Annotated in this window: 7 protein-coding genes and 3 pseudogenes; 9 read left to right on the top strand and 1 reads right to left on the bottom strand. The window is 64.9% G+C overall.

Translation table 11 applies throughout. The features are described from left to right. The 4 genes and pseudogenes from VZ95_RS04845 to VZ95_RS04830 form a co-directional block, all read left to right on the top strand. Nucleotides 1–924: pseudogene (locus VZ95_RS04845) on the top strand (UDP-N-acetylmuramate--L-alanine ligase); the annotation flags it as partial. After that, a complete protein-coding gene (gene murB, locus VZ95_RS04840) occupies nucleotides 924–1,859 on the top strand; it encodes a UDP-N-acetylmuramate dehydrogenase (protein WP_198148091.1) in 936 nt (311 codons plus the stop codon). The pseudogene VZ95_RS04845 and the gene murB, both read left to right, overlap by 1 nt. Further along, nucleotides 1,856–2,790, top strand: a pseudogene (locus VZ95_RS04835) (D-alanine--D-alanine ligase). Before murB ends, VZ95_RS04835 begins: the two are co-directional and overlap by 4 nt. Next, entirely contained in the window at nucleotides 2,787–2,999 is a 213-nt protein-coding gene (locus tag VZ95_RS04830; RefSeq protein WP_156995062.1) for a hypothetical protein, read from the top strand. The pseudogene VZ95_RS04835 and the gene VZ95_RS04830 overlap by 4 nt, the downstream one beginning before the upstream one ends. Here VZ95_RS04830 and VZ95_RS23865 read toward each other — a convergent pair. Further along, nucleotides 2,974–3,192 (bottom strand): hypothetical protein, encoded by a 219-nt coding sequence (locus VZ95_RS23865; protein WP_156995060.1) that lies wholly within the window; start codon nucleotides 3,190–3,192, stop codon nucleotides 2,974–2,976. The two genes, VZ95_RS04830 and VZ95_RS23865, sit on opposite strands and share 26 nt — an antisense overlap. A gap of 61 nt (nucleotides 3,193–3,253) precedes the next feature. Here VZ95_RS23865 and VZ95_RS29115 point away from each other — a divergent pair. The 5 genes and pseudogenes from VZ95_RS29115 to VZ95_RS04810 all read left to right on the top strand — a co-directional run. Beyond that, nucleotides 3,254–3,469, top strand: a pseudogene (locus VZ95_RS29115) (FtsQ-type POTRA domain-containing protein); the annotation flags it as partial. A 40-nt stretch (nucleotides 3,470–3,509) separates the two neighbouring features. After that, on the top strand, nucleotides 3,510–3,974 hold the full coding sequence (locus tag VZ95_RS21610) for a cell division protein FtsQ/DivIB (protein ID WP_084627579.1): 465 nt from the start codon (nucleotides 3,510–3,512) through the stop codon (nucleotides 3,972–3,974). Between the two features lies 1 nt (nucleotide 3,975). After that, complete coding sequence (gene ftsA / locus VZ95_RS04820) at nucleotides 3,976–5,253, top strand: cell division protein FtsA (protein ID WP_232302479.1); 1,278 nt, start codon at nucleotides 3,976–3,978, stop codon at nucleotides 5,251–5,253. 25 nt (nucleotides 5,254–5,278) lie between these two features. After that, a complete protein-coding gene (gene ftsZ, locus VZ95_RS04815; protein WP_456297676.1) occupies nucleotides 5,279–6,355 on the top strand; it encodes a cell division protein FtsZ in 1,077 nt (358 codons plus the stop codon). Between the two features lie 13 nt (nucleotides 6,356–6,368). Next, the gene (locus VZ95_RS04810) at nucleotides 6,369–6,734 is read left to right on the top strand and encodes a hypothetical protein (protein ID WP_045774865.1); all 366 of its coding nucleotides are present in this window, start codon (nucleotides 6,369–6,371) and stop codon (nucleotides 6,732–6,734) included. The last annotated feature ends 85 nt before the right edge of the window (nucleotides 6,735–6,819 follow it).

Genomic DNA, 6,819 nt, shown 5'->3' with positions numbered 1-6,819 from the left:
ACTTTTTACCCGCCTGCCTTCCGTTATCGCCGTGGTAACGAACATCGACCCCGAGCATCTCGACCATTACGGCACCTTCGACAAAGTGCAGGAGGCTTCCGCACCTTCGTCGAGAATATTCCGTTCTACGGGTTTGCGACGCTCTGCATCGATCATCCCGGCGTGCAGGCGATGATCCCGAAACTCGACCGGCGCGTCGTCACCTACGGGCTGTCCCCGCAAGCGGACGTGCGCGGGTTGAACCTGATGCAGCAGCCGACCGGCGCGCGCTACGATGTGGAAATCCGCGACCGCATGGGCGGACCGACGCGGATCTTGCGCAACGTGCAACTGCCGATGCTGGGCACCCATAACGTCCAGAACTCGCTCGCCGCGATTACGGTCGCGCTGGAAATGGGCATCGACGATGATACCATCCGCCGGGGCCTTGCCGGGTTCAAGGGCGTCAAGCGCCGCTTTACCCGCACGGGCGAAGTGCGCGGCATTACCGTGATCGATGATTACGGGCATCACCCCGTCGAAATCGCCGCCGTGCTGAAGGCCGCGCGCTCCGGCTGCCGGGGCCGCGTCATCGCCGTGGTGCAGCCGCACCGCTATAGCCGCGTCCGCGACCTGTTCGAAGATTTTTGCACCTGCTTCAACGATGCCGACGCGGTGATCGTCGCCGATATTTACGCGGCGGGCGAAGCCCCCATCGAGGGCGTGTCGCGCGACAGTCTCATCGCCGGAATGAAGCAACGCGGCCACCGCTTCGTGCGCCCGCTGGAAAGCCCGGACGATCTGGCGGGGATCATCAAGGAAATGGCCCGCCCGTCCGATATGGTCGTCTGCTTGGGCGCGGGGACGATCACCAATTGGGCCAACGCCCTGCCCGCGCAACTCGCCGACCTTTACGGCGAACCTTTGAGCGGTGAGACGGTATGATGGCCAGCCTCCGCCCCGACAGCGCCGTTCCGCTCGCCGAGCGCCTGCCGCCTTTGCGCGGTCGGGTGACGGCGAACGCCCCTCTGAGCGCGATCACCTGGTTCGCGGTCGGCGGCCCGGCGGAAGTTTTGGTGCGTCCGGCGGATGAGGACGATCTCGCAACCCTGCTCGCGGGGCTGCCGCCCGAGGTGCCGGTGACGGTGATCGGCGTTGGCTCGAACCTGCTGGTGCGCGACGGCGGCGTTCCAGGCGTCGTGCTGCGGTTGGGTAAGGGCTTTGCCGGGATCAAGACGGACGGCACCGAGGTTACGGCGGGCGCGGCGGCGCTCGATTTGAACGTTGCGCTCACCGCAGGCGAGGCCGGGATTGCCGGACTGGAGTTCCTCTCCGGCGTTCCCGGAACCATCGGCGGCGCGCTGCGCATGAATGCCGGGGCCTATGGCGGCGATATGGCGCAAGTCCTGGTGGAAGCGCGCGCGCTCGACCGGCAGGGCAACCGCCAGACGGCGACGCTGACCGAGATGGGCCTGACCTATCGCCACTCCGAAGCCCCCGCCGATTGGATTTTCACCGGCGCGACCCTGCACGGCACCGAAGCCGACCCGAAGAGCATCGGCGCGCGTCTCGCCGAAATCCGCGCCAACCGGGAAGCCGCGCAACCGATCCGCGCCAAAACCGGCGGCTCGACCTTCAAGAATCCGCCGGGCCAGAAGGCCTGGGAGTTGATCGATAAGGCCGGGTGCCGGGGGCTCATGCTGGGCGGTGCGCAGGTTTCGGAAAAGCACACGAATTTCCTCATCAATACCGGCACGGCCACCGCCGCCGAGATCGAAGCCCTGGGCGAGGAGGTGCGCCGCCGCGTGCTGGAAACCTCGGGTGTTACCCTGGAGTGGGAAATTAAACGCATCGGCGTTTCTTCGGGAGAGGTCGCATGAGCCGCTTCCACCGCATTGCTGTGCTGATGGGCGGCTGGTCCGCCGAGCGCCCCGTCTCGCTCGCCTCGGGCGTGCCCATTGCCGCCGCGTTGCGCGAAAAGGGATTTGAGGTGACGGAGATCGACGCGCCGAAAGACCCGGCGGCCCTGATCGCTGCGCTGACGCCGAAGCCCGATGCGGTGTTCAACGCTCTGCACGGCACCGGCGGCGAGGATGGGCGCGTTCAAGCGATTCTCGATCTGCTGGAAATCCCCTATACCATTCCGGGGTATTGGCCTCGGCGCTGGCGATGAACAAGCCCGCCGCTAAACGCGTTTTTGCCGCCGAAGGGCTGCGGGTGCCCGGCGGCGCGGTCTATTCGAAGGCCGAGGTGCTGGCAGGCGACGTGATGCCCCGGCCTTACGTGGTGAAGCCCCCCGCCGAAGGCTCCAGCTTCGGCGTGCAGATCGTGCGCGCGGGCGACAATGGCCCGGCGGTGGCCGATTGGGGGTTTGGCGAGGAAGTTCTGGTCGAACCCTATATCGCCGGGCGCGAACTGACCGTCGCCGTCATGGACGATCCTGCAACCGGCGAGCCCCGCGCGCTCGGCGCGATCGAGATTCGCCACGCCCACGGGTTCTTCGATTACGAAGCCAAGTATAAGGGCGGTGAGGCGGAACACATCATGCCGCCGGATGTTCCCGAAAGCGTCCTGGCCGAACTCTACGATATGGGCGTGCGTGCCCATAAGGCGCTCGGGTGCCGGGGTGTGTCGCGCTCCGACTTCCGCTATGACGATACGCAAGGCGCGCCCGGCACGGTCTGGCTGCTCGAAACCAATACGCAGCCCGGCATGACGCCAACCTCGCTGGTGCCGGACGCCGCCCGCAGCCGAGGCATTTCTTTTGCCGATCTCGTCGTCTCATTGGTGGAGCAAGCGCGATGGGGATGAGCGATCTGCACCTTGATCCGCTCGACCGGCCCAACCTGCCGAGCTTTCTGATTGCCCCAAAGCAAGAGAAGCCGAGCACGGGCGCGCGTCTGCGCGCGGCCTTCACCGGCTGGCTGCCCAAGCGGGCCGGGGCATCGCCGAAGAAGATCACTGATCCCAAACGCCTGCTGATGGGGCCGAGCGTCACCCCGCCGCCGCCCCTCGGGTAACGCCCATCGAGCCGCAGTTGCAGGCCCGGCTGATTTCCCCGAACCAGCCAATCACCTCACCCAGCCGCAAACCCCTGGTACCGCCCGCCGTGGCGAAGGAGCCGGGCCGCGCGCTGATCGTAATTCCCAATCCGCCGAAGCGTCGCCCGCCGAATAAATGGCTGAAGCCCGCCCTCTGGGGCCTCGGCGGCACGCTGATTCTCGGTATTGTCGCCGGGCTGGGTGTGACAATTGCGCTACATCCTGCCGCTCCTATGCAAACCGCGTCCAGCGCTGTTCTCCCCCGCCCCGGCTTTTTTGCCCAGGTTGGTGCGGGTTTCGGCCTGCGCGTTCAGGAAGTTCTCGTTGAGGGCCGCATTCGTTCCGCCTCCGAAACGATCATGGAATCCTTGCAAACTCGGCGTGGAGAAGCGATTCTAGGGTTCGATGCTGAAGCCGCCCGTCAGCGGTTGGAAGCGCTTCCCTGGATCCTGTCCGCAGTCGTAGAACGGCGCCTGCCGGATACGGTTTATGTCCGTCTCACGGAACGGTCGCCCTTTGCCCTGTGGCAAAAACGGCGGACGGTTCCACCTGGTGGATTCCAAGGGCGTAACCATTCTGATGGACCCCGGCGGCGAGTTTGCCTCGCTGCCGGTGATTGTCGGCGAAGGGGCTCCACAGCGGGCGGAAGAAATCCTGCTGCTGCTGGAGGGGGAACCGCAGATAAAGCCGCTTGTCGCTGCCGCTATTCGGGTCGGCGACCGGCGCTGGAATCTGCATCTCACCAACGGTATCGACGTGCGCCTTCCGGAAGAAAATCCGGCGGTCGCCCTGGGGGTGCTCGCCGATCTGCACCGGCAGCAAAAGCTGCTGGATCGGGACATTGTCGCCATCGATTTGCGACAGGCCGACCGCATGATCGTGCAACTCAGCCCCGCCGCAGCGGCGGCGCAAAAGCAGGCGGGGCCGAAAGCGGCGGATGGGGGGAACGGTTAGGATGAGCATGCGCAAGGGATCGACCAAAGCCCGCAACGGGATTGTGGCGACGCTCGATCTGGGCACGACCAAAACCACCTGCTTAATTGCGCGGGTGGATGGCGGTGTGCCGCGCGTGACCGGCATCGGTATGATTGGCTCGAAAGGCATCAAAGCCGGAACGATTGCCGATATCGATGCCGCCGAGAAAAACATCCTCTCTGCCGTGCAGGCCGCCGAGCAAATGGCGGGCGAAACCATTCAGGGCGTCATCGTCAGCATGACCGGCGGCAACCTCTCGTCGCGCGTCGCCCAGCACGAGCTTTCGATCGATAGTCACGAGATTTCCGATGCGGACGTGCGCCGCGTGCTGGAAGCCGGGCGGCAGAATATGGAGCCGACCGACCGCACGATGCTGCACACTATCCCCGTCGGCTTCACCATCGACGGCAGCCGGGGCATCCGCGATCCGCGCGGCATGTACGGGCAACGGCTCGGCGTGAATATGCACGTCGTCTCGGCCTCCACCTCGGCCTTGAAAACCTTGGCGATGGTCATCGCCCGCTGTCATTTGGAACTCGACGGCGTCGTCGCCGCCCCCTACGCCGCCGGTATGTCGGTGCTGGTGCCCGACGAGCGGGAGATGGGCTGCACGCTCATCGACCTTGGCGGCGGCGTGACGACGATGGCGGTCTTCTTTGATGGTAAGCTGGTGTTCACCGATTCGGTGCCCATCGGCGGCGGCCATGTTACCACCGATATTGCGCGCGGGCTTTCGACCCCGCTGGCCCATGCGGAACGGATGAAAACCCTCTACGGCGCGGCCCTGGTCGCCAGCGCCGACGAGCGGGAAATCATCGAAGTTCCGCTGGTCGGCGAGGATGATCGCCTCACCGCGCACCATATTCCGAAGTCGATTTTAACCGGGATTATCCAACCCCGGTTGGAGGAGACTTTTGAACTTGTCCGCAGTCGCTTGGAGGCGAGCGGCTTGGACAAGATAGCGGGCCGACGGGCCGTTCTCTCGGGGGGCGCAAGTCAGCTCTCCGGGGTGCGCGACCTTGCGGCCCATATTCTCGACAAGCAAGTCCGTGTGGGCAAACCCCAAGGGTTTCACGGGCTGCCGGTCGATTTTGCCGGTCCGGCCTATGCCACGTGCACAGGTTTGATCGCCCACGCCCTTCAACCGACATCCGAGCCGGCCAAAGGAGGACGCAAAACGTCCGCCGTCGCGCCGACCGGAATGATCGGACGGCTTGGGTTATGGCTCAAAGAAAACTTTTTAAGCTCGATCATCTAAGTTTTTTTCGAAGCGGAGGCACAAAATGGCTATGCAAATCGGTTTGAGCAATCCTAGCGATCACGAACTGCGCCCGCGTATTACGGTTGTCGGCTGCGGTGGTGCCGGTGGGAATGCCGTTAACAATATGATTCGCGCCAATCTGCAAGGCGTGGAATTCGTCGTTACCAATACGGATAATCAGGCGCTGGGGCATAACCTCGCATCGCGCCGCATTCAGCTCGGCACCGAGTTGACGCGCGGTTTGGGCGCGGGCGCAAAGCCCGATGTGGGCCGGGCGGCTGCCGAAGAATGCATTGAAGAGATCATGCAGCAGCTTGATGGCTCCAATATGGTGTTCATCACGGCGGGCATGGGCGGCGGCACCGGCACCGGCGCGGCTCCTGTCATTGCCCGCGCGGCGCGCGAGCGCGGCATTCTGACGGTCGGCGTCGTCACCAAGCCGTTCCATTTTGAAGGCGCGCACCGCATGCGCTTGGCTGAAAACGGCATTCTCGATCTTCAGCAGTATGTCGATACGCTTATCATCATCCCGAACCAGAATCTGTTCCGTCTCGCCAACGAGCGCACCACTTTCGCCGATGCCTTTAAAATGGCCGACGATGTGCTGCACGCGGGCGTGCGCGGCGTGACCGACCTAATGATGATGCCGGGCCTCATCAACCTCGATTTCGCCGATATCCGTACCGTGATGAGCGAAATGGGCAAGGCGATGATGGGTACGGGGGAAGCCACCGGCGAGCGCCGCGCCCTGGATGCCGCCGAAGCCGCCATCTCGAACCCGCTGCTGGACGATGCCTCGATGAAAGGCGCGCGCGCCGTGCTCATCAACATCACTGGCGGTCTCGATATGACCCTGTTCGAAGCCGATGAAGCCGCCAACCGCATCCGCGAAGAAGTGGACCCGGACGCCAACATCATCTTCGGCTCGACCTTCGATGAAAGCCTGGAAGGCCGCGTCCGCGTGTCGGTCGTCGCCACCGGCATCGAGTCGGAGGCCGCTGCCGAACCGCGCCGCCCGCAAATCGCCCTGGTGACGGATGCAACGTCGCGCCCGGCCCAGCAGAACACCCGTCTCGCAAAGCTCGGCGGCAATCGGTAGCGGCTATGCGCCGATGGCCAGCGTCCCGATGCATACGCCGCATCACGCGGCAGCGGCCCCGGTGATGAGTGCCGAAACCGCGCCGACCAACGGCCCGGCGTTTGGCGTTCAGGGCAATCTCGCCGTCGCCCCGCAGCCGGTCGTGACCCAAAGCCTGAGCGCGCCGGTGCGCCCGCAAGCCTCGCCGAACACTGTGATGACGGGCTCGTTCAACCCGGCCCCGCGCGTTTTCGACCCCGATGTCGGCCGCGCCCTCGGTCGATGGCGGCTTTATTCCGCCGCGCCCGGTGGAAGCCTCGATGGAACCGGCGATGACGCAGCGCGTCGTTCCCAGCGTTGCGCCGGAACCGACCATGACCCAGCCGACCAGCGTCGGTAACGCCGCGCTCGCCATGCAACCGCTCCCTATTCCGACCCCCGCCGCCACTCCGGCGTCGGCCAAGGACAAGAGCCGCGCACCCAGC

The organism is Elstera litoralis (genome assembly GCF_000963705.1).
Taxonomy (GTDB): domain Bacteria; phylum Pseudomonadota; class Alphaproteobacteria; order Elsterales; family Elsteraceae; genus Elstera; species Elstera litoralis.
Note: the sequence above shows the minus strand (reverse complement) of the source record. Positions and strands in the feature narration are given on the sequence as shown.